Origin of the sequence: Flavobacterium segetis, from assembly GCF_900129575.1 — a bacterium.
In the GTDB taxonomy this organism is placed as follows: domain Bacteria; phylum Bacteroidota; class Bacteroidia; order Flavobacteriales; family Flavobacteriaceae; genus Flavobacterium; species Flavobacterium segetis.
Genome location: NZ_FQWE01000006.1, coordinates 105,985 through 127,483, shown reverse-complemented (window position 1 = coordinate 127,483; position 21,499 = coordinate 105,985). Strand labels below are relative to the sequence as shown.

General features: G+C 30.5%; 18 protein-coding genes and 1 tRNA gene. 9 read left to right on the top strand and 10 right to left on the bottom strand.

The genetic code is table 11. From position 1 onward, the window contains the following. Positions 1 to 115: 115 nt before the first annotated feature. The 4 genes from BUA99_RS10160 to BUA99_RS10145 all read right to left on the bottom strand — a co-directional run bounded on the left by BUA99_RS10160 (position 116) and on the right by BUA99_RS10145 (position 4,184). A complete protein-coding gene (locus tag BUA99_RS10160; RefSeq protein WP_072991729.1) occupies positions 116 to 1,015 on the bottom strand; it encodes a LysR family transcriptional regulator in 900 nt (299 codons plus the stop codon). Between the two features lie 21 nt (positions 1,016 to 1,036). Beyond that, on the bottom strand, positions 1,037 to 3,064 hold the full coding sequence (locus BUA99_RS10155; RefSeq protein WP_072991726.1) for a hypothetical protein: 2,028 nt from the start codon (positions 3,062 to 3,064) through the stop codon (positions 1,037 to 1,039). Positions 3,065 to 3,157: 93 nt separating this feature from the next. Next, the gene (gene fabG, locus BUA99_RS10150; protein WP_072991723.1) at positions 3,158 to 3,904 is read right to left on the bottom strand and encodes a 3-oxoacyl-[acyl-carrier-protein] reductase; all 747 of its coding nucleotides are present in this window, start codon (positions 3,902 to 3,904) and stop codon (positions 3,158 to 3,160) included. A gap of 205 nt (positions 3,905 to 4,109) precedes the next feature. Next, positions 4,110 to 4,184 (bottom strand) — tRNA-Val (locus BUA99_RS10145). A 212-nt stretch (positions 4,185 to 4,396) separates the two neighbouring features. On the opposite strand from BUA99_RS10145, the gene BUA99_RS10140 reads away from it, so the two are divergent. Further along, on the top strand, positions 4,397 to 6,181 hold the full coding sequence (locus tag BUA99_RS10140; RefSeq protein WP_072991721.1) for an ABC transporter ATP-binding protein: 1,785 nt from the start codon (positions 4,397 to 4,399) through the stop codon (positions 6,179 to 6,181). 104 nt (positions 6,182 to 6,285) lie between these two features. Here the strand turns inward: BUA99_RS10140 and BUA99_RS10135 are convergent, their stop codons facing one another. Continuing rightward, positions 6,286 to 7,461, bottom strand: coding sequence for a proline dehydrogenase family protein (locus BUA99_RS10135; protein WP_072991719.1), 1,176 nt, complete (start codon positions 7,459 to 7,461; stop codon positions 6,286 to 6,288). 92 nt (positions 7,462 to 7,553) lie between these two features. Here BUA99_RS10135 and aroB point away from each other — a divergent pair, with 92 nt between their 5' ends. From aroB to BUA99_RS15375, 6 genes are all read left to right on the top strand, one after another. Beyond that, on the top strand, positions 7,554 to 8,621 hold the full coding sequence (aroB, locus tag BUA99_RS10130) for a 3-dehydroquinate synthase (RefSeq protein WP_072991716.1): 1,068 nt from the start codon (positions 7,554 to 7,556) through the stop codon (positions 8,619 to 8,621). 287 nt (positions 8,622 to 8,908) lie between these two features. After that, complete coding sequence (locus tag BUA99_RS10120) at positions 8,909 to 10,309, top strand: type III PLP-dependent enzyme domain-containing protein (RefSeq protein WP_072991710.1); 1,401 nt, start codon at positions 8,909 to 8,911, stop codon at positions 10,307 to 10,309. A gap of 95 nt (positions 10,310 to 10,404) precedes the next feature. Then, the gene (locus BUA99_RS10115) at positions 10,405 to 11,376 is read left to right on the top strand and encodes a deoxyhypusine synthase family protein (RefSeq protein ID WP_072991706.1); all 972 of its coding nucleotides are present in this window, start codon (positions 10,405 to 10,407) and stop codon (positions 11,374 to 11,376) included. Positions 11,377 to 11,383: 7 nt separating this feature from the next. Then, positions 11,384 to 11,785: a DNA primase gene (locus BUA99_RS10110; RefSeq protein WP_072991703.1), complete on the top strand. Its 402-nt coding sequence runs from the start codon at positions 11,384 to 11,386 to the stop codon at positions 11,783 to 11,785. An 84-nt stretch (positions 11,786 to 11,869) separates the two neighbouring features. Continuing rightward, entirely contained in the window at positions 11,870 to 13,990 is a 2,121-nt protein-coding gene (recQ, locus tag BUA99_RS10105; RefSeq protein ID WP_072991700.1) for a DNA helicase RecQ, read from the top strand. 122 nt (positions 13,991 to 14,112) lie between these two features. Further along, positions 14,113 to 14,463: a DNA-deoxyinosine glycosylase gene (locus BUA99_RS15375; protein ID WP_317045038.1), complete on the top strand. Its 351-nt coding sequence runs from the start codon at positions 14,113 to 14,115 to the stop codon at positions 14,461 to 14,463. 1 nt (position 14,464) lies between these two features. On the opposite strand, the gene BUA99_RS10095 is transcribed toward BUA99_RS15375, so the two are convergent. The 4 genes from BUA99_RS10095 to BUA99_RS10080 all read right to left on the bottom strand — a co-directional run bounded on the left by BUA99_RS10095 (position 14,465) and on the right by BUA99_RS10080 (position 19,389). After that, on the bottom strand, positions 14,465 to 14,980 hold the full coding sequence (locus tag BUA99_RS10095) for a DinB family protein (protein ID WP_072991698.1): 516 nt from the start codon (positions 14,978 to 14,980) through the stop codon (positions 14,465 to 14,467). 12 nt (positions 14,981 to 14,992) lie between these two features. Further along, positions 14,993 to 17,578 (bottom strand): phosphoenolpyruvate carboxylase, encoded by a 2,586-nt coding sequence (locus BUA99_RS10090; protein ID WP_072991695.1) that lies wholly within the window; start codon positions 17,576 to 17,578, stop codon positions 14,993 to 14,995. A 99-nt stretch (positions 17,579 to 17,677) separates the two neighbouring features. Then, positions 17,678 to 18,157, bottom strand: a complete 480-nt coding sequence (locus BUA99_RS10085; protein WP_066082003.1) for an Lrp/AsnC family transcriptional regulator — start codon at positions 18,155 to 18,157, stop codon at positions 17,678 to 17,680. A gap of 77 nt (positions 18,158 to 18,234) precedes the next feature. Further along, entirely contained in the window at positions 18,235 to 19,389 is a 1,155-nt protein-coding gene (locus BUA99_RS10080; RefSeq protein ID WP_072992119.1) for a M14 family metallopeptidase, read from the bottom strand. Positions 19,390 to 19,698: 309 nt separating this feature from the next. On the opposite strand from BUA99_RS10080, the gene BUA99_RS10075 reads away from it, so the two are divergent. Then, the gene (locus BUA99_RS10075; RefSeq protein ID WP_072991692.1) at positions 19,699 to 20,169 is read left to right on the top strand and encodes a helix-turn-helix transcriptional regulator; all 471 of its coding nucleotides are present in this window, start codon (positions 19,699 to 19,701) and stop codon (positions 20,167 to 20,169) included. A 33-nt stretch (positions 20,170 to 20,202) separates the two neighbouring features. On the opposite strand, the gene BUA99_RS10070 is transcribed toward BUA99_RS10075, so the two are convergent. Continuing rightward, on the bottom strand, positions 20,203 to 20,757 hold the full coding sequence (locus BUA99_RS10070) for a 1-acyl-sn-glycerol-3-phosphate acyltransferase (RefSeq protein ID WP_072992117.1): 555 nt from the start codon (positions 20,755 to 20,757) through the stop codon (positions 20,203 to 20,205). Between the two features lie 62 nt (positions 20,758 to 20,819). Here BUA99_RS10070 and BUA99_RS10065 point away from each other — a divergent pair, with 62 nt between their 5' ends. After that, positions 20,820 to 21,485: a spermidine synthase gene (locus BUA99_RS10065; protein WP_072991690.1), complete on the top strand. Its 666-nt coding sequence runs from the start codon at positions 20,820 to 20,822 to the stop codon at positions 21,483 to 21,485. Positions 21,486 to 21,499: the final 14 nt, after the last annotated feature.

Genomic DNA, 21,499 nt, shown 5'->3' with positions numbered 1-21,499 from the left:
AAGTACCACTATTTTTTTTTGGTTTTGTACTAAGATTTTTCACAATAAACTTATTTAATTTATACCATACAAAGGTCTTGTTATTAAATAAAATTTGGTAATCATAAAAAATAATCTAGTATAACGTAATGTTATAATGACTAAACATATGCTTTATAAATAACTCAGACAACGAATCTTTAATCCCTTGAAGACTGATTATGTAAAAATAACGTTCAATGCTAAGATTTTTCACATCAAGTATTGTGAGTTCGTTGTTCTTCAATTCTTTTTGTATGGCATGGATAGATATAAAAGCGACACAATCAGAATTTAATAAATATGATTTTATATTTTCGGTACCGCCTAGTTGCATTTCGATAGTTAAATCATTAAAATTGAGTTCAAGCGGTTTTAATGCGTGTGCAATAACATCAAGTGTTCCTGATCCTTGTTCCCTAATCAAAAAACTCATTTTCTTTAAATCTTCTTGCGTTAATTCTTCTAGATTTGTTAATGAATTTGAGCTTTTACATACTAAAACTAATTCATCTTTTAAAAAGGGAGTGTACTTTATAGATGTATTTTTAGATTGTCCTTCAACAATTCCAAGTTCAATTTCCTTGTTTAGTAAAGCATTTTCTATTTGCTCCGTATTTCCGTTTACTAAATTAATAGTGCTATTTTCCATTTTTTGATGGAATTGTGCTAAGAGAGGTGGAATTATATATTGAGAAATTGTTGTACTTGCTCCTATTCGTAGTAATCCGCTTCGTTCATTAATTAGCGCACTCATATCAAAATCAATTTCCCGATAAATTTCAAAAATCCTTTTAGTATGTTTTAGCAATACTTTGCCAGCTATAGTAATGGAAATTTTAGAACCATTTCTATCAAAAAGTTTAATTTTATATTCCTCCTCTAATTCTTGTATGTGCTTAGAAATTGCAGGCTGAGTAATAAACAACTCTGCCGCCGCTTTAGTAAAACTCAAACGGTTTGCGACCGTATAAAAAACTTTAAATCTAAAATCCATGCTTTTACTTCTATAATTTTATTAAAGCAAGCCATTATATTTACGAACAAACCACTCTGTTGCAAGCAAACTAACGATAATTATTAGTAGCCAAATCCAATCAATCAGAGGTGTTTTAGTTACTACATCTTTTTGTATTGCTTTATAATCGTCATTTTCTAAAAGTGTTTTAATTAACACATCAATTTGATTAGGATAAAATTCTTTTCCTTGTGTTTGTAATGCTAATTGAGTTAGCTTTTCTACATCGGGATTTACAAATTGTTTTTCAATATCAAAATCAAGAATTTCAAAACTACTAGAATAAACAGAGTTGGAAATCAATTCCTTTACCGTAAAGTTATAAGCTCCTGCTTTGAGTCCATCCAAATTTACTTTGTAAAGGTTATTCCCTTTTAGTAAATCGTAATTTTTAGTTTGTTTCGTTTTATTATTAGTAACCGCGATAGTTAAACGTGCTTTTTCATCAAACTCATAATTTTTATTGAAATATTGAGCTGTAATTTCTAATGCATCACCAAAATTATAAAAGCGTTCATGCTCAACAACCAGTGATTTTTTTATAGCATTAGAAGCTAAGAATTGAATTATTTTATCAATAAAAATATCGTACTTTTCAAAGGACTGATTGTTAATATGAGTCTGTAGTCGCCATTTCCAGCTATTTTCACCCAGCAAATAAGCTGCTCTTTTGTTCTGATTTTCTGTAAAAGCAAGCAATGGAGAATTAGTTTCTAAATTTCTAATTTTAGAAGAAAGCATAATAGATACAGCACCGTTTATTGTAATTGATCCAAAAGAATTTTGCAATGGTGGTAAATTTTCAAAGCCAATATTTTCTGCTGCAAATAAATTAAATTGAGGATTAAAAATAGTTAGATAATCTTCTTTACCACCGCTCATTTTAAAAACTAAATTATTTTGTTGCTGATTTAAAAAATTAAAATCAGTACTGTTACCTGTAATTATAAATGTATTTACTTGTGCTAATTTATTATTTTCAAATATCTTTTTAAACGCTGTTGTGGGTTGATATAAAATCACCACATTAAAATCTTGTAATGCATTAACATCGTTAATTTTAAGTATTGTCACTTTACGCTGCGCATTAGATTCAATTGCTCTTTTTAGAGCTCCTACATCAGGATGATTTATTGCTGAAACAATAGCGATATTCGTTTTTTGATCAATTACTTCAACTGCAAAGTTCTTCGTATTGTTGTATGTGTTTATTTCTTTTTCTTTAGACAAGATACTCGCTTTAAAAACTTGAACACCTATTTTATCAGCCGGTAAAAGAATATTTACACTTGCCGTTCTTTTGGATGGAGAAAAAGAAATGGATTGTTTAGTAATAACAGAATTTCCTTGAGAAATAACAAAATCAGCTGTAACAGTTTTAGTTCCTGAGTAATTTAAAAAAGCTTCGACAGGAAATTTATTCTTTTGAAATGCATATTTATTGACGTTGAGCTGATTGATTTTAAAATCTAAAAAAGTAGTGGTATCGCCTATAACAATAGGATAAACTTTATTTACATCGCCAAAACTATATACGTAATCATTACCCGATGTTTGATTTCCATCCGATATTAAAACTGTTGGATGAATTTTGTTTTTGTAAATACTTTTTAAATTTTTTGCAACAAGGTCAATATTAGACTGACTTCCTTTAAAGTTAAATGTTTCCGAAGCTTGAAATTCATCTGCAAATTGGTAGGATTGCAAGTCAAATTTCTCCTGTAAATCACCATTAGCTTTAATTTTTTTATAGAGTTCTAGAACTTTGGCGTCTGACTTTAAAAAAGCAATAGAACTGGAATTGTCTATTACAATTGGCAGGGGTGTTTTTACTATTTCTAGTGTCTTTTTAGTAATAATTGGATTAATTAGTAATAATAGAATTCCAAAAATCGCTAAAAAACGTAAAAAAGCCAAAAACAAACCGACACTTGATTTATTTTTGGCTTTGTAAATGTACTGAAAATAAGACAAGACGCCCGCTATTAATAAAGAAAGTAATAATAGTAGGATGCTGTTTGTTGTCATATTTTTATAATAAAAACATAAGGTCAAAAAAATAAATAATCATTTATCTTAAAGTCTTTAATTTTTTGAATTTTACAATAGTTGAATTCATCATTATGTAAGCATTCCTCCGCATACGTTCATCACTTGACCAGTTACATAAGCACTCATGTCAGATGCAAAAAATAAACAAGCATTAGCAACATCTTCGGTAGTTCCGCCGCGTTTCAATGGAATTCCGTCTCTCCACCCTTTAACAACATCTTCATTTAGTTTAGCTGTCATCTCAGTTTCGATAAATCCCGGAGCAATAACATTACAACGAATATTGCGCGAGCCTAATTCTAAAGCTACTGATTTAGAGAAACCAATAACACCCGCTTTTGAAGCCGCATAATTCGTTTGTCCTGCATTCCCTTTGACTCCAACAACTGAACTCATATTTATAATTGAGCCAGAACGTTGTTTTAAGAAAGTTCGTTGGATAGCCTTTGTCATATTGAATACCGACTTCAAATTAACATCAATCACCTTATCAAAATCTTCTTCTGACATGCGCATTAATAAGTTGTCTTTCGTTATTCCAGCATTGTTAATTAAAATATCAACCGTTCCAAATTCAGCTAATACTGCATCAACAAAAATTTGTGCTTGATTAAAATCCGACGCATCAGATTGATATCCTTTTGCTTTAATTCCAAGAGCGTTTAACTCATTTTCTAATGCATTAGCTGACTCAACAGATGAACTATAAGTAAAAGCAATATTTGCACCATGTTTGGCAAATACCTCTGCAACTCCCTTGCCAATTCCACGACTAGCGCCTGTAATTATAGCTACTTTTCCTTCAAGTAATTTCATATTATTTTGTTGGTTATTTTTACATTCAAAATCAAATATAATACTATTTTAATCTTCATTAAAAATTTGGTCACATTAAAAATCTTAAACAGATAATTGACATCGTTTTATTTGATCTTAAACTATGTTTTATTTGTCATAACAATTGCGAACAGTTTGAACATTAATTTCATAAAAAAACTCCTCAATATCTTGAGGAGTTTTGTGGGCGATGAGGGGTTCGAACCCCCGACCCCCTCGGTGTAAACGAGGTGCTCTGAACCAGCTGAGCTAATCGCCCTTATGTTTTTCAGCAATTTCGTTTCCTTTACTGCTGGTGCAAATATACATTTAGAAATGGTATTCACAAGCACTTTTTAAAAATAAAAATATAAAAATTATTCTAAATTTTCTTTTCCACTCTTTTACAGCATTTTAAATAAGAGACTAATCAATATGATTTTTTTGTATTGAGTTGCTATAGTCTTACATTTGCTGCATAAAAAATAAATAATGGCACGATTTAAAGAAAACGATTTACCCAAATCAAAAATAACAGCTACATCACTCAATAAAGCACTAATTATTTTTAAATATGCGGGTAATCATAAATGGAAATTTTATGTTGGTTTGGTTTTTTTGCTCTTCACTGGTGCTACTGCCCTAGCCTTTCCTAAATTGATGGGAATGCTTATCGATTGTGTTAAAAATAAAGACATGTCTCAAGCTAATTATATAGCGCTTGGCTTAGTGGTCATATTATTTATGCAATCCATTTTCTCTTTTTTTAGACTCTATCTATTTGTGAATTTTACCGAACATACTTTAGCAAACTTGAGACTAGCTTTATACAGTAATTTAGTAAAACTTCCAATGTCGTTTTTTTCTCAGAAAAGGGTTGGAGAATTAAACAGCCGCATCAGTTCCGATATAACTCAAATACAAGACACGTTAACTTCAACAATTGCGGAATTTTTAAGACAATTCATTCTAATTATTGGAGGTGTCTTATTACTAGCAAATGAAAGTATCAAACTCACACTTTTGATGCTATCTGTTGTACCGCTTGTTGCCGTTGCGGCAGTAATTTTTGGTAGATTTATTAGAAAATATTCAAAGAGCGTTCAAGATAAAGTCGCTGAAAGCCAAGTTATAGTTGAGGAAACCATGCAAGGAATTTCTATTGTAAAGGCTTTCGCCAATGAATGGTACGAGATTGCTCGTTATAATGGTAAAATCAAGGAAGTTGTTACTATTGCAATAAAAGGCGGAAAATATCGAGGTTACTTTGCATCCTTTATTATTTTCTGCTTATTTGGTGCCATTGTCGCTGTAGTATGGTTTGGTGTTCGTTTGAGTATTAGCGGAGAAATGAGTGTTGGACAATTAATTTCATTTGTATTGTACTCTACTTTTGTAGGCGCTTCTTTTGGAGGAATTGCTGAGCTTTATGCGCAAATTCAAAAAGCAATTGGTGCAACTGAGCGCGTATTTGAATTATTAGATGAATCTCCTGAAAAAATAAATTCAGTTCAAAATGCAGCTACTCAAAAAATAAAAGGCGATGTTACCTTTAAGAATGTAGAATTTAGTTATCCGTCCCGTAAGGAGATTAAAGTTTTAAAAGATGTTAATTTCACTGCAAAATTTGGTCAAAAAATAGCGATTGTTGGTCCAAGTGGAACAGGAAAATCAACAATTGCCTCATTATTACTGAGGTTTTATAATGTTGATAGCGGAGAAATATTAGTTGACGGAAAAAATATTTATAATTTTGACCTAGAACAACTTCGTGGTAATATGAGTATCGTTCCTCAAGATGTGATATTATTTGGAGGAACGATTAAAGAGAATATTGCTTACGGTAAACCGGACGCATCAGAAGCAGAAATTCTATTAGCAGCAAAACAAGCCAATGCATACAATTTTATTGAAAGTTTTCCTGAAAAATTTGAAACGCTTGTAGGTGAAAGAGGAATTAAATTATCTGGTGGTCAAAGACAGCGTATTGCAATTGCACGAGCTTTATTAAAAAATCCAAGTATTTTAATTTTAGATGAAGCAACGTCTTCTTTAGATAGTGAAAGTGAAAAGTTAGTTCAAGAAGCATTAGAAATTTTAATGGAAGGACGAACAAGCATAATTATTGCGCATAGACTTTCAACTATACGAAGTGCTGATCAAATTTTAGTTTTAGATAATGGAACAATTTCTGAACAAGGAACTCATCAAGAGTTAATCACATTAGAAAACGGAATCTATAAAAATCTAAGTAATTTACAGTTTAGTAATTCATAAACTTTAATCTAAATCTATTCAATTGTTAATAGTCAATGTAATTATAAATCAAAAAGCTCCAATTAGAAAACTGGAGCTTTTTATATCTTTAGATTAACTAATCACTAATTATTATTTTCTTTCCTTCTTTTTCGCTCCGTTTTTATCATCGATAATTCACGACTTGTTTGTCCTGCTACCGAAGTGTTTTCTTCAGCGCGACGAATCAGGTACGGCATAACATCTTTTACTGGACCAAATGGTAAATACTTAGCAACATTATAACCATTTGCAGCTAAATTATAACTGATATTATCGCTCATTCCGTATAATTGACCAAACCAAATTCTATTATCATTGCTTTTAATAGCTTTTTGCTGCATTAAGTCCATCAATTTATAAGTGCTTAATTCATTGTGTGTTCCTGCAAAAATTGACATTTGATCTAAATGATTTGTCATGTAAATTACAGTTTCATCATAATTTTTATCTGTTGCTTCTTTAGTTTCACAAATTGGTGATGGATAACCTTTTTCAACAGCACGTGCTATTTCTTTTTCCATGTACGCACCACGAACTAATTTCATACCAATATAAAAACCCTCGCTTTTAGCTTTCTCCTGCAATTTTTTCAAATAATCCAAACGATCCCAGCGATATAATTGCAAAGTGTTAAAAACAATACATTTATCTTTGTTGTATTTTTGCATCATCTGCATAACTAGATCATCTGCAGCATCTTGCATCCAACTCTCTTCACCATCAATTAATAAGGCTACATTTTTTTTATGAGCTTCGCTGCATACAGTGTCAAAACGTTTTATAACTCTACTCCATTCCTCTTGTTCTGAAAGTTTTAAAGTTTGCTTTGCACCAATTTTTTCATATAATTCAAATCTTCCAAAACCAGTTGGTTTAAAAACCGCAAAAGGGATGGCTAAACGCTCTTTGGCAAATTCAATTGTTTTTAATGTCATTTCTAAAGCCGCATCAAATTGACCTTCTTCCTCTTTTCCTTCTACAGAATAATCAAGTACTGAAGAAACTCCTTTTGTATATAATTTATCAACCACCGAAAGGCAATCAACTTCATTTATACCACCGCAAAAGTGGTCAAATACAGTTGCTCGAATTAATCCTTCAACCGGAAGGTTTGCTTTTAAAGCAAAGTTAGTTACCGCAGTTCCTATTCGAACTAACGGTTGATTATCGATCATTTTAAAAAGAAAATAAGCCCTATCCAGCTCCGTATCACTTTTTAATGCAAATGCAACTTGTGTATTATCAAATAATTTTTCCATCCGTTTGATTTTTTGTGTACAAATATATAGAGAGTTTTAAATATTATTCAGCAAAAATTACCTTATTTTGTAATAATAACAAAATATAGAAAATGCATTCAATTCAAGCCAATAATTATCTAGTTCATTTTAACGTAAAAGGATATGAACAGTTAAACCTTCATTTAATAGAAAATAAATATTCCAATATCTTTATAATTGTAGACAACAATACAAATGAGCTTTGTCTGCCTTATTTTTTACCATTTCTGGAAACAGATTTAACAATTGAAATCATCGAATTTGAAGCTGGCGAACACAATAAAAATATCGAGACTTGTGTCCAAATTTGGAATGTGCTAACGGAACTTGGCGCTGACCGAAAAACATTAATAATTAATTTAGGTGGTGGAGTTGTTACTGATTTAGGAGGTTTTGTAGCTTCTACTTTTAAACGTGGAATTGATTTTATACATATTCCAACTACTTTGCTTGCAATGGTAGATGCATCAGTAGGTGGAAAAAATGGTGTTGATTTAGGGAATTTAAAAAACCAAATTGGAGTCATCAATGTACCAAAGATGGTACTTATTGATACACAATATCTTGAAACAGTTCCGCAAAATGAAATGCGCTCAGGCCTTGCTGAAATGTTAAAACATGGTTTGATTTACGATAAATTATATTGGCAACAATTTCTCGACTTGAAATCAGTTGATTTTGCCGATTTCGATTCCTTGATTTATCGATCTGTTGAAATAAAAAATGAAATTGTTACCCAAGATCCAACTGAAAAAAATATTCGCAAATCTTTGAATTTTGGTCACACATTAGGTCACGCTATCGAGAGTTATTTTCTAGAGAACGAAAATAAAAAAACATTACTTCATGGCGAAGCAATTGCGGTAGGAATGATTTTAGAAAGTTATATATCTTGGAGTAATAAACTAATTACTCAAGATGATTATAAGGAGATAAAATCTTGCTTGAAATCAATTTATGATACTATAATTTTTGACGAAAAAGATATCGATCCGATACTTGATCTGCTAATCCATGACAAGAAAAACGAATATGGCAGTATACAGTTTGCATTAATAGAAGGAATAGGAAAAATAAAAATTAATCAATCCGTTGAAAATGAATTAATTCTTAAAGCGTTTCAAGATTATAAATCGTAATAAATTTTAATAAAAAGCACGCGCAGTGTTTATATTATTTTTTACATTTGCACCAATGAAAAAATGTCAAAACAAACGCAGTTATAGTTCTAGTAAAACTCGAAAAAAAATTTCTTTTTTAAGAATATTAAAACGGTTTTACTCTATTAAGGGTAACTTTAGTTTTGACATCTTTCAATATTTGAAGGCTGATCATGAAAAGCTTCAAATTATTTATGCTAATATTCGAGTTTGATTTTTTAGATATAGTCTTTTTCAAATATTCTAATCTATAATATCAAAAACTAATGAATACAAAATATTCTGATTTAATCAATCAAACCTATTATTTCCCTCAAGAAGAATTTAAATTAAACAAAGAAAACCTTCAATTTCATAATATTGATTTGATGAAGTTAGTTGAGCAATATGGTACACCTTTAAAATTTACCTATTTGCCACAGATTTCAAATAATATCAACAAAGCCAAAGCATGGTTTAGAAAATCGATGGAGAAAAATAAGTATGAGGCAAAGTATTACTACTGCTATTGTACAAAAAGTTCTCATTTTGAGTATATAATGAATGAAGCTTTTAAAAATAACATTCATATTGAAACGTCGTCTGCTTTTGATATTAATATTGTCGAAAACTTATTAGTTAATGGCAAAATCAATAAAAGCACTTACGTGATTTGTAACGGATTTAAAAGAGATCAATATATTGAAAATATTGCTCGCTTGATCAATAATGGGCATAAGAATACCATTCCAATAATAGATAATTACGAAGAACTGGATTTATTACAGGCTGAAATAAAAGGGAAATTCAAAATAGGAATACGAATTGCAGCAGAAGAAGAACCAAAATTTGAGTTTTACACTTCACGTCTTGGAATTGGATATAAAAACATTGTTAGCTTTTACAAAAAGCAAATTCAAGACAATAAAAATTTGGAACTTAAAATGTTGCACTTTTTTATAAATACTGGGATCAATGATACTGCGTATTATTGGAACGAGCTTGTTAAATGTATAAAAGTTTATGTTGCTTTAAAAAAGGAATGTCCATCGTTAGATGGATTAAATATAGGTGGTGGCTTCCCAATCAAAAATTCATTAGCATTCGATTTTGATTATCAATATATGATTGATGAAATTATCAATCAAATAAAAATTGCTTGTGATGAGGCTGAAGTTAATGTTCCCAATATTTTTACTGAATTTGGATCATTTACCGTTGGAGAAAGCGGTGGCGCAATATATCAGGTGTTATATCAGAAACAACAAAATGATAGAGAGAAATGGAATATGATTGATTCCTCTTTTATCACAACCTTGCCTGATACTTGGGCAATAAATAAGCGTTTTATAATGCTAGCTGTGAATCGCTGGAACGAAACCTACGAGCGAGTATTATTAGGTGGATTGACTTGTGACAGCGACGATTACTATAACTCAGAGCAAAATATGAATGCCATCTATTTGCCTAAATACAACAAAGAAAAACCACTGTATATAGGTTTTTTTAATACTGGAGCATATCAGGAAACCATAGGCGGATATGGAGGCTTACACCATTGCTTGATTCCACAACCTAAACATATTTTGATAGATCGAGATGAAAATGGAATTTTAGCCACCGAAGTTTTCTCTGAGCAGCAAACCGCCGACGAGGTATTACAAATATTAGGTTACCACAAAAAATAAAGTAAACAACATTTATAAGTACGTGTTTCAAATTTATTTTATTAAATTTGAAAATACGTTGTGAAATTAAATACGAGAAAATAAAATTATAAAAAATGAGCAAAGGACCTATTAGTCAGTTTATTGAAAAGCATTATTTGCATTTCAACTCTGCATCTTTAGTTGACGCAGCTAAAGCTTACGAAGAACAATTAGCTAACGGAGCGAAAATGATGGTAACAATGGCTGGTGCAATGAGTACTGCCGAAATTGGAAAAATCTTCGCTGAAATAATTCGTCAGGATAAAGTTCATATCATTTCTTGTACAGGAGCAAATCTTGAGGAAGATATCATGAATTTAGTAGCTCATTCACATTATGAAAGAGTACCAAATTATCGTGACTTGACACCTCAGGAAGAATGGGATTTGATGGAAAGAGGATTAAATCGCGTCACAGATACTTGTATTCCAGAGCATGAGGCATTCCGTCGTTTGCAAAAGCACATTTATAAAATTTGGAAAGATGCTGAAGAAAAAGGCGAGAGATACTTTCCTCATGAATTTATGTATAAAATGCTACTTTCTGGTGTTCTTGAGGAATATTATGAAATTGACTTAAAAGATAGCTGGATGTATGCTGCTGCAGAGAAAAATTTACCTATAATTGTACCGGGTTGGGAAGACAGTACAATGGGAAATATTTTTGCTTCTTATGTAATTAAAGGAGATTTAAAAGCATCAACAATGAAATCAGGTATTGAGTACATGATTTTTCTTTCTGAATGGTATCCAAAAAATAGTAGTAAAGGTGTTGGTTTCTTTCAAATTGGTGGGGGTATTGCTGGAGATTTCCCTATTTGTGTTGTACCTATGTTGTATCAAGATATGGAAATGCATGATGTTCCTTTTTGGAGTTATTTCTGTCAAATTTCAGATTCAACAACTAGCTATGGATCGTATTCTGGAGCTGTCCCAAACGAAAAAATTACATGGGGTAAATTAGATATTAAAACCCCTAAATTTATAATTGAGTCAGATGCTACAATAGTAGTACCTTTAATTTTCGCTTATTTGTTAGACCTATAGAATATTTATGAAAAGAGTAATAGTAGATTACGCGAAACTTACCCACGAGATTTTAAATTTATTAGTGGAAAAATTTCCTGATGGTTATGATGATTCAAACATTATCAGTTTTAGAAATGCCAAAAATGAATTGATTGAAGCAGTCGAAGTTCGCACTGATGACACAATTTATCTCGTAAAAGTTAGTACAAAACTTTCTGATCGAATTGAAAATTACGATGAGGATGATGAATTACTAATTGATGAAGTTGTTGAGCCAATGAAAGGTTTAGATTTAGATGATGATCTAGATGATGATGATGATGATGATGACAAGCCAGATTCTGACTCAGGAGACGATGACGATGATTATGACGCTGATGAAAAAGATTTTATAGATGAAGATGATGATCAAGATGATGAAGATTAATTCAACTTGTCATTAAAATACAATTTAAAGGAACTCGTAATTGAGTTCCTTTTTTTATTACTTTAGTTCAAAATATACGCCACAATGACAACTGCAATTTTACATTCCACATTAAAGGAAAACTTTGGTTTTGAAAAATTTAGACCTAACCAAGAAGAAATAATAAATTGTATTTTATCTGGTCAAGATACATTAGCAATTATGCCCACTGGTGGTGGAAAATCTATTTGTTTTCAATTACCCGCTTTACTTTTTGAAGGAATCACTATTGTGATTTCGCCGCTGATAGCTTTAATGAAAGATCAAGTAGATAGCTTGAAGGCAAATGGAATTGAAGCTTGCTTTATTAACAGTAGTCAAACAGAAAATGAACGACAGTTTTACATTGAAAGCTTGAAATCTAATAAAATTAAATTGGTTTATGTAGCTCCGGAAAGTTTATCTTTTTTAGATAATCTTTTTAATACTATGACAGTAAGTCTTATTGCTATAGATGAAGCGCACTGTATTTCAGCTTGGGGACATGATTTTCGTCCAGCTTATACTAATTTAGGATATCTTAAAAATCGCTTTCCTTCCACTCCAATCTTAGCTTTGACTGCAACTGCTGATAAAGCTACCCGTAAGGATATTAGCACTCAATTAAACTTCGTAAATCCTCAAATATTTGTCGCGTCATTTGATCGAAAAAATCTAAGTCTAGAAGTAAGACCAGCCTTGGATAGAGTAAAACAGATAATAGATTTTATTAAAGACAAACCAAATGAGTCAGGAATTATTTACTGCTTGAGCCGCAAGACAACTGAAGAACTTGCTGAAAAATTACAAAAAACAGGGATAAATGCTAAAGCGTATCATGCCGGTTTAGATGGGAAAATTAGATCTAAAACTCAAGATCAGTTTATTAATGATGATTGCCAAGTGGTATGTGCAACCATTGCTTTTGGGATGGGAATTGATAAATCGAATGTTCGGTGGGTGATTCATTATAATTTACCTAAAAATATTGAAGGCTATTATCAAGAAATTGGTCGTGCTGGTCGTGACGGATTACCATCTGAAACGGTATTGTTTGAAAGTTATGGCGATGTAATTCAGTTACAAAAATTTGCTTCACAAGGCTTAAATGCTGAAGTTCAGTTGGCAAAATTGGAAAGAATGAAACAATACGCCGATGCATTGAGCTGTCGCCGTAAAATTTTACTTTCGTATTTTGGTGAACTAGTAAACGACAATTGTGGAAATTGCGATATTTGTAAAAATCCGCCTTTATTTTTTGATGGAACTGTTATTGCTCAAAAAGCATTATCAGCAATAATACGTTTAAAGGAGTCAGAGCCATTAGCCGTTATTATAGATTTTTTACGTGGTTCAAAAAATGCTTATATATATGAAAAAGAATATCAACTTTTAAAGACTTATGCTGTAGGCAATGACCTTTCGTGGTTCAATTGGAATCAATATTTGATTCAACTTATCAATTTAGGTTATTGCGAAATAGCTTTTGATCAACAGAATAAAATTAGATTAACGGCTTTTGCCAAAAAAGTACTTTTTGAGGGCGAGAAAGTTGAATTAACTAACGTTCAGAAATCTATAGATAAACAACAAGTTAAAGAGACTAAAGCCAAATCATCTAAAAATTCACTATTTGAAATTTTAAGAAAATTACGATACGAAATTTCTAAAGAAGAGGAAGTTCCTGCCTATGTTATTTTTAGTGATGCCGCTTTACGTCAAATGGAAACAGAAAGACCAATGAGCGACGAAGAATTATTATCAATTGATGGGGTTGGAAAAGCAAAACTTGAAAAATATGGTGATTCTTTTATAAAAGCCATAATTGAATTTCAAAAAGCAAAAGTTACAAAAAAAAAGAAAGAAGGAACAACTTATCAAGAAACATTAGAAATGTATACTAGTGGATTATCTATTGAAGCAATCGCCGAAAAAAGAAAATTAGGATTAAGCACCATAATGTCTCATTTAGCCAAACTTTATAGTGATGGCGAAGCTATAGACCTGTCTCCATTTGTATCAAATAATGAAGTACAAAAAATTGCTTTTGCAAAAAATCAACTTGACTCTCCAGAAACTTTAAAACCTTATTTTGACTATTTTGAAGAAAAAATAGATTATGGAAAAATCCGCTTAGGATTAGCAATAATTGAAAAAAAGAGCTTTCAATTTAATAAAAAAATATGATTCAATCTTTTTTACCAATTGTAAATTTTTCGAATCAAACTCTCATTTTGGCGACAATGCCTGGCGTAACATCGCTGGAGAAACAAGAATACTATGCAAATCCCAGTAATCATTTTTGAAAAATCATTTTCACTCTCTTTTCTACCGTACCTGTTTCCAACAATTACAATGAAAGAATTGAAGTACTTCAAAAAAATGATATCGGACTATGGGATGTGCTAAAAAATTGCGAAAGAAAAGGCAGTATAGATATTCACATTAAAAATTATCAAGAAAATGATTTTAAAATGTTAGTTGATCAATTCCCCAAAATAAATAAAATTGTTTTCAATGGAAAGGAAAGCCATAAATTTTTTTATAAAAAATTTGGACAAGTAGAAGGCATAACATATTTCTTAATGCCTTCTACAAGTCCCGCAAATACTATGTCATTCGAAAAAAAGTTAAAAATTTGGTCTGCCTTTAAAATCTAAATTATAGATATCTTTCTTCAAATATGTTTTGATGGTGTTTTTGATGACCAATTAGTATAAAACCAATTGCTCGAACTGAGACTCCAGCATTTGAAGCTATGCCCATTCTTTCTAATTGCTCGATAGATAAGCTTTTGAACAAGTAAATATTAGAGTGTCTCACTGCGGAAAATTCAGTTAATAAATCCTGAATTCCTCGCGCATTGGCTGCGGTATTATTTATATATTCATTTTCGTCAAATCCGGGAAGAGGTGTTGTATCATTTCTTGAAATGCGCAACGCTCGATACGCAAAAATACGTTCGGTATCTATCACATGCTGAATAATTTCCTTGATTGTCCATTTTCCTTCGGCATAACGATAATCAAACTTGTCCATAGGAATATTTTGAACAAAGCGGATAAATTCATGCAATGAAATTTCTAATTCTTCAAGTAAGGTTGCCTCTCCTAATACATTTATATACTGAAAATAATATTCCGCATATTCGTTAACTGGTAATTGTGATGCTGTCATTTTTTATTTGTTTTAAGCTGAATTCCTACTTGCATTTGTATTTCCAAAAAGTGATCGCATAACGATTTTCTCGTAAACTTTAATTAATTGCTCGTTTAGAACAGCTTCTTTATTTAATTCATTAATTCGTAACAAGGCATATTGTTGTATGGTGATCAATGGCAGCACTATACGTTCTCTAATTTCAATTGAAGCTTTACCATCTGAATAATTTTCCATTAGTGTTGTATGACCAGCTATTTTTAATAATAAACGTTTAGTTTCTAAAAATTCATCATAAATTATTTGCCAAAATTCACCAAATTCAGGATCTTTTTGCATGTAAGCTGTCAATGGGAAAAATGATTTTGCTAAAGACATCATGCTATTTTCCAATAAAGTTTTGAAGAATAAAGAATTATCGTATAGATCTTGAACTTTTGTCCAATGACCATTTTCTTCAAACTTTTTTAATGCTGTACCAACACCAAAAAATCCTGGAACATTCTGCTTCAATTGACTCCAAGACCCTACAAAAGGAATCGCTCTTAAATCAGCGAAATCTAAATTAGCAGATTTACTTCTTTTTGAAGGGCGACTTCCAATATTAGTCTTAGCATAGTATTTTAAAGTACTCATTTGCTCTAAATATGGAATAAATTTAGGGTGATTTTTAAAACTTAAATACTTTTCATATCCAGCATCTGCTAATTGATCCAAAATAGTTTTCTCTTCAGTAGAAAGTTCATTTTGCCCTTTACTAAATACTTGATTTGTAACTCCGGCACTCAATAAATTTTCTAAATTATAACGGCAAGAATCTAAAGTACCAAAATTAGAACTAATTGTTTGTCCTTGAACGGTAACTTGAATTTCATTATTCTCAATCGTTGGACCTAAAGATGCGTAAAATTTATGGGTTTTTCCACCACCACGAGCCGGTGGACCACCCCGCCCATCAAAGAAGATAACTTTCATGCCATATTTTCTTGAAATTGCTGTAAGTTCTTCTTTCGCTTTATAAATGCTCCAGTTTGCCATTAAATAACCACCATCTTTTGTGCCATCAGAAAAACCTAACATTATAGTTTGCTCACAGTTTCTGCTACTTAAATGATTTGCATAAGCAGGATTGGTATAAAGTTTTTCCATAATTATATGCGCATTTTGCAAATCATCAACAGATTCAAAAAGCGGAATAATATCAACAGAAGGACTAGCCCAGTTACATAAACGAAATAAAGCAAAAGTTTCCATTACGTTTAGCGCGCTTTCATTATTGCTTATAATGTAACGATTAGCACCATATTCTCCATTCTTATTCTGAATTGTTTTAATAGCTTGAATGGACTCTATTGTTAATTGTGTCAATTCATGTTCAAAAATAGTTGGATCTAGATTACCACTAACTCTAGAAAGCACATCAAATTTTTCTTTCTCATTAAGCTCAAAATAATTGCTAGGAAAAACAGTCGAATCTTGATTTAAATAGTAATCGACAACATCTTTAAAAACAGAATCATGTATTTTACTATTTTGTCTAATATCAAGTGACGCAAAATGAAAGCCAAACAAATTAACTTTAATCAAAAGTGCATCTAAATCATCTAAATATAATGATTGATGCTGATCAATAATAATCTGTTTTATTTTATTTAATTGTGCTTTAAATTCATCTAAAGTTATAAAAATCTCTCCAACTGAGTAGAATACAGATCGATACAGCTTTTGTTCCAATTCATTTACTAAATTACTTACGCCTAAAAATGTTAACTTTCTTTTTAATTTCCTGATTTCAATGTAGTAGCATTTTAAAATAGAAGTTCTTAGTCGCTCTGCTACTTTAAAAGTAATTTCTGTGGTAACAAATGGATTTCCGTCACGATCGCCCCCTGGCCAAAATCCAAGTTGTATTATTGGGTTTTTTATAGATTCTCCACCAAAAATATTTTTTTGTAAATAATGCACCATTTCTCCAGAAGTTTCATAAAAAACATTTTCCAGGTACCAAATTAAACTGACAGCTTCGTCAAAAGGATTTGGTTTTTCATTTTGTATAAATGGTGTTTTTCCTAATTGCGCTAATAATAGTTTAATATCTAATAAATTATTTTTACGAATGGCATTTGTTAAATCATTAATAATTCCTAGAACTGCTCCAGGATAAAACTGGGTTGGGTGTGCAGTTAATACGGTTCGAACATGAAAATCCTCAAGAAAATTAATTACTTCCTCTTGTTTGTTTTTTGCATCAGATTTTTCTTTTATATCTCGAAGGGAACCCCTTCCTTCCATATTATTTACTACTGGAAAAGCAGCATCTTCAACTGCGTCAAATAATACAATTTGTCGCTCAATATACTGAATAAACTTGAACATAATATCAATTTTATCCTGCTCTGTTGGATTATGTAAATATTTATCTGCAAAAAAGTCGACTATTTCTTTTGGAGTCTCTTGCTTTTTAAAACCAATGTCACATATATCTGTAAATAATGGTAATAAAGCACCTGTATTATCTATTGAGTCAAACGGCAACGTGATGAACACACTATTGTAAATATTGTATTTAGATAGAACATCTTGATTAAAACGTTCAATTTTAGGTAAAGTGTACATGTTTTTATAGTTATAGTTGTAGTAGTTGGTTAATTTTTCAAAAAAAAACCTCAAGAATTAACTTGAGGTTCTATTATCCTATATTAGATTCAAGATTGATTACATATTTTTAAAAATAGTGTGCATCAAACGCTTCTTGTCGTTGATACTTTCTTCTAGCGAAATCATAGTTTCTGTTCTATAAACGCCGTCAATATCATCAATCATAAAAATAACATCTTTAGCATGTTTAGTATCTTTAGCTCTAATTTTACAGAAAATATTAAATTTTCCTGTTGTTACAGAAGCTACAGTTACATATGGAATTTCATTAATACGCTCTAAAACGAACTTTGTTTGAGAGGTATTGTTTAAAAAGACACCAACATAAGCTATAAATGAATATCCTAATTTATCATAATCAAGAACTAATGATGATCCCATAATTATTCCCGCATCCTCCATTTTTTTTACTCTTACGTGCACCGTACCTGCCGAAATCAATAACTTTTTAGCAATGTCTGTAAAAGGAACTCTTGTGTTATCAATCAGCATATCCAGTATCTGGTGATCTACTTCATCTAAACGAAATTTACTCATAATTCTAATATTAATATTTTTAAGTGCTTTAACAAAGTATAAAAATATACATAATAATTGTTAAAAAGTAAAAAAAATTAAATTTTTATCACTCCATTAATAATTTCCATGTCATTTCCTAAACGAAAATCTGCTTTTTGATTCAAATTCGGAATACTTTCACCTTTATCTGTATAAATGGCATTGTTAGCATCGTATTCTAAATGTCCAAAAAAATGTTCCAAGTCTCCTATTTTAGCAATATAAGCGTTAAAACTAATATGATTTTCAATTAACTCTTCTTTGTATTGTGCCGCAAAATTCGTAATTATTTCAATACCATCATAATTTATTTTGATGTTTTTATAAATAAAATCATAAAAAGCAACTTTATTTTGAGGAATATTCAAGTATTTGTTAATTCCATTAACAACTATAACGTTTTCGCTTAAAGACATAAAACTTGAAGCCAAAGCCATAAATACAAATTTACGAGTTTCTTCACGCTCGTAATCATTAGGAAAATGACCAGCTTCAAATAAAATAGTAGGCACTCCTAGATGCTGAAACATATCACCAATACAATTAATATTAAATGAATCATCAAAACGCCCTATTTGACCTGGTAAATAATGCTGAAGTTGCCCATTTACTGCAGCAATTAATTCAATCGCTTTTAATCTAGTATTATTGATTTCTCTTTCTTCGTTATAAGAAGGAGCAAGAAATGATAGTGTTGCTGGTTTTCCAGAGTTGTTAACACCAAAAATAGTGCGTTGATCGTGTAAATTAAAACAATAATTAGGTTTAAAAAGATTAAAAATATTACGCAATACCTGGCTTTCAGGCTGTGTAAGATCTTGTGAATCTCTATTGAGATCTATTTTATTAGCATTCTCTCTTGTATATAAATCTGCTCCATCAGGATTAAGCATTGGAATACTTAGAAAAGTAAATGTATTTAGTAATTTTTTTGCTAATTCGGAGCTGCTTTTTAAAAGATTAAAAAAATCAAACAAGGCTTTTGTAGTCGTACTTTCATTACCATGCATTTGCGACCATAATAAAATACGCATTTTTCCAGTACCTATTTCCACTGAATATATTGACTTCCCAAGAACAGATTTCCCAATAATTTTTACTTGATTATTTTTTTTTAGATCTCCTAGTAACGGTTCGATTGACGCCAAAGTGATATAGCGTCCGCTAATGGAAATCTCTTTATTTTCTAAAAATAAGTCGTTTAAATTCATATTTTTTATTTGATTTACAAAAGTAAACATCTTTATATTTACAATTGTAAACATGAAGTTTTGAGGTTAATTTGAATCTGTAAACATATTTTCATTGTTTTTTCTATTCTTATTCATGGCTTTTAATTACAATTGTTACACTTCAATTAAAGTTAGTTTAAAAAACATATAATCAATACTTTAAGGTTATTTATATAAAGTTTATATCTATATAAATTAGTGTCTTATTTATAATTTACATCTGTAATTTTGGTTTTCTATTTTGTTTTAGTTACATTTGTAAATAGTTTAAATTTAAAGTTATTTACAATGGTAAACATAGAAGATTTTATTAAGCGATTAGAAATTATACTTGAATATTATAGCTTAAATGCGTCTTCGTTTGCTGATAAAATTGGGGTGCAACGCTCCAGTTTGTCCCATTTACTTTCTGGTAGAAATAAACCTAGTTTAGATTTTATTCTTAAAATTCTGGATGTATTTCCTGATGTAGATTTATATTGGATATTGAATGGAAAAGGAAATTTCCCAAAAGGTGCAGAAAATCAACAGATTGATTATTCTACTAATAAAGTGAAAGCAGATTTTACCCCTACTAGTGATATTGAAAAAGTACCTTCAGATTTGTTTTCAGAGGATAAAATACAAAATCCTTCTTTCAAACCTTTAGCACAAAAAACAGAAGATCAAAGTACAATCATAAATAGTGAAAATGAAACTATAGATAAAATTGTAATTTTTTATGTAAATGGAACATTTAAGAGTTACCGTCCGAATTAGTTTTTAACCTTAAAAAATTAACACTTTCTTCTCTTATTCAAAGAAGTAGCCATTCTGCGGAATTTTACCTTTAACACCGTAGAAATGATTTTTCAAATTGTTTAAATCCTTTTCTAAATTACTTGTTGGAATTACCGGTTGTCCTAATCTTACTTCCTTTTTGCCAAAATCAAATGCTATAGGAATAATAGGAACATGGGCTTTTAAAGCTATAAAATAAAATCCTGTTTTTATTTCTTTGACATTTTTACGTGTTCCCTCTGGCGCTACTGCTAGTCTAAATACTTCTTTTCGATCAAAAATGTCCGCAATTGAATCTACTTTATTCATACCGCCAGTTCGATCCAGTGGTTCGCCTCCCATGTATTTAAAATACCAACCAAAAGGAAATCGAAATAATTCTTTTTTACCTACGTAGTTCATCTCAATCCCAGTAATTCCCCTTGTAAATATTCCTAAATAAAAATCATGAGCACTAGTATGCGGCATAACCATTAAAATACATTTTTTTATATTTGGATCAATATTCCCTACTATTTTCCAGCCCATTAGCTTAAAAAATATAAATTTGTATAATTGTTTCTTCATTACTTTGATATTTGGTGCAAAATAAATAATTAAAATCCTATTTTTGATTAAATCCATAGTCGATGCTAAAAAAATTGTTTAGTTACGTAATTCCTGTCAAAGTTTATCAGATTAATTCGGCATTAAGTACAACTATTGAGGTGACTTGGGTAAATGGGGAATTAGTCCTAGATTCTAAAAACACTAATTATTCTTATGGTAGTTTACAACGTATTTTACGTTTAGGTCTGAAACATATAGGATTTAGCAAAGTGCTCTCAATGAAGCATATTTTAATCTTGGGAGTTGCAGGAGGTAGCGTTATTAAAACTATTGTGAACGAGATTCACTATAAAGGTAAAATTACAGGAGTTGAAATTGATCCTGAAATTATTAAGATAGCAAACTCCTATTTTGACCTTAACGTTATAAAAAATCTAGAAATTATAATTGATGATGCTTTTGAATTTGTTCTTAAAACAAAAGATAAATATGATTTAATTATTATCGATATTTTTCAAGATATTGTAATGCCGAATTTTCTCTTTGAAAATTATTTTGTTAAAAGAATTTGCTTTTTGCTGCAACAAGGAGGTTTTGTTCTTTTTAATACGATGATCCTAAACGAAATTGATAACAAAAGAAACAAAGATTACGTTTCTGAATTTATGGATCCTGATTTTAAAATTAAATGTATTCCGCGTATTGAACAGCACAATGAATTGATTGTCATTGAAAAATTAAATTAAATTAAGAAAATAAG

Bases quoted from the DNA above. Each gene is read 5' to 3' on its own strand.
- BUA99_RS10095 (WP_072991698.1), bottom strand. From the start codon at position 14,980: ATGACAGCATCACAATTACCAGTTAACGAATATGCGGAATATTATTTT.
- BUA99_RS10090 (WP_072991695.1), bottom strand. From the start codon at position 17,578: ATGTACACTTTACCTAAAATTGAACGTTTTAATCAAGATGTTCTATCT.
- BUA99_RS10120 (WP_072991710.1), top strand. From the start codon at position 8,909: ATGAATACAAAATATTCTGATTTAATCAATCAAACCTATTATTTCCCT.
- BUA99_RS10080 (WP_072992119.1), bottom strand. From the start codon at position 19,389: ATGAATTTAAACGACTTATTTTTAGAAAATAAAGAGATTTCCATTAGC.
- BUA99_RS10140 (WP_072991721.1), top strand. From the start codon at position 4,397: ATGGCACGATTTAAAGAAAACGATTTACCCAAATCAAAAATAACAGCT.
- BUA99_RS10155 (WP_072991726.1), bottom strand. From the start codon at position 3,064: ATGACAACAAACAGCATCCTACTATTATTACTTTCTTTATTAATAGCG.
- fabG (WP_072991723.1), bottom strand. From the start codon at position 3,904: ATGAAATTACTTGAAGGAAAAGTAGCTATAATTACAGGCGCTAGTCGT.
- BUA99_RS10135 (WP_072991719.1), bottom strand. From the start codon at position 7,461: ATGGAAAAATTATTTGATAATACACAAGTTGCATTTGCATTAAAAAGT.
- BUA99_RS10065 (WP_072991690.1), top strand. From the start codon at position 20,820: ATGCTAAAAAAATTGTTTAGTTACGTAATTCCTGTCAAAGTTTATCAG.
- BUA99_RS10085 (WP_066082003.1), bottom strand. From the start codon at position 18,157: ATGAGTAAATTTCGTTTAGATGAAGTAGATCACCAGATACTGGATATG.
- BUA99_RS10075 (WP_072991692.1), top strand. From the start codon at position 19,699: ATGGTAAACATAGAAGATTTTATTAAGCGATTAGAAATTATACTTGAA.
- recQ (WP_072991700.1), top strand. From the start codon at position 11,870: ATGACAACTGCAATTTTACATTCCACATTAAAGGAAAACTTTGGTTTT.
- BUA99_RS10070 (WP_072992117.1), bottom strand. From the start codon at position 20,757: ATGAAGAAACAATTATACAAATTTATATTTTTTAAGCTAATGGGCTGG.
- BUA99_RS10160 (WP_072991729.1), bottom strand. From the start codon at position 1,015: ATGGATTTTAGATTTAAAGTTTTTTATACGGTCGCAAACCGTTTGAGT.
- aroB (WP_072991716.1), top strand. From the start codon at position 7,554: ATGCATTCAATTCAAGCCAATAATTATCTAGTTCATTTTAACGTAAAA.
- BUA99_RS10115 (WP_072991706.1), top strand. From the start codon at position 10,405: ATGAGCAAAGGACCTATTAGTCAGTTTATTGAAAAGCATTATTTGCAT.
- BUA99_RS10110 (WP_072991703.1), top strand. From the start codon at position 11,384: ATGAAAAGAGTAATAGTAGATTACGCGAAACTTACCCACGAGATTTTA.